This is a genomic window from Vibrio sp. 1249-1, from assembly GCF_033340495.1.
This window is the reverse complement of sequence record NZ_JAWOWJ010000127.1, coordinates 1-1087: the sequence shown is the minus strand read 5'-3', so window position 1 is coordinate 1087 and position 1087 is coordinate 1. Positions and strand designations below refer to the sequence as shown.

Below are 1087 nucleotides of genomic sequence, written 5' to 3'. Positions count from 1 at the left end.
ATGCCTTCCGCCACGACTTTGAGTGAAAGCGTAGTGCCCATCGCAATGATGGCGTTAACAATGGCGTTGCTGTCGTTGTCGTTAGGCACATCACTGACAAACGAGCGGTCGATTTTCAGTTTGTTGATTGGCAAACCTTTGAGGTACGACAGCGAAGAATAGCCTGTGCCGAAGTCATCCAACGAAATCTCGATTCCGAGTTCACACAGCTGATTTAGCGATGCGATGGCCAGTTTTGGATCGATAAGCAAAAAGCTTTCGGTAATTTCCAGCTCCAAGCGATGCGCCGGGAATCCCGTTTCACGAAGGATGGCTTTGAGCTTGTTGATGAAGCGCGACTGTTGCAATTGAAGTGCTGATACATTGACTGCAATTTTGCCAAATTGAACGCCTCTCGCCAGCCAGTCAGTCCCTTGTAAACAGGCGTCTTTGAGTACCCATTCGCCGATGCTTTGAATCAAGCCCGTCTTCTCTGCGATAGGAATAAAATCCGCAGGTGGCACTAAGCCAAATTCTGGGTGTTCCCAACGCACCAAGGCTTCCACACCAATAATTGCGTTTTGCGCGAGGTTGTATTGTGGCTGATACACCAAATGCAGCTGTTCTTTTTCTATTGCTTCATGCAGCGCAGATTGAATTCGGACGTGCGATACCGATTTGTCAGTTAAATCCGGAGAGTAGAACGCGTAGCCGTTACGGCCATTTTTCTTCGCCAGATACATTGCGGTGTCGGCGTTTTTTAGCAGCGTTTCACTGTCTTGACCGTCGTTCGGGTAGAGTGCGATACCGATGCTGGTGGAGATCCGCAGCGAATCGTGATTTGCCAGATCGAACGGGCGGCGGAACACACCCAAAATCGAGCTTAACGTTTCGAGTAACGGAGAATCGCCGTCAATGTCTGGCAGTACGATGACAAATTCATCGCCACCGATGCGAGCCACATGCGCGTTCAGGTGCAAAATGTCTTGCAGGCGAACCGCCAGTTTCGACAACAGTTGATCACCGCAGAAATGGCCCATGCTATCGTTAATGTGCTTAAAGTGGTCGATATCAAGAAACAACGTAGCAAAAGGTTGTTCCATCTCGA

1 protein-coding gene is annotated in these 1087 nt (G+C 49.3%); it reads right to left on the bottom strand.

Annotated features, from left to right (window positions below; all coding sequences use genetic code 11):
* A partial coding sequence (locus R7Z50_RS24720) for a putative bifunctional diguanylate cyclase/phosphodiesterase (RefSeq protein WP_318149381.1) occupies nt 1-1087 on the bottom strand: 1087 nt, incomplete at both ends.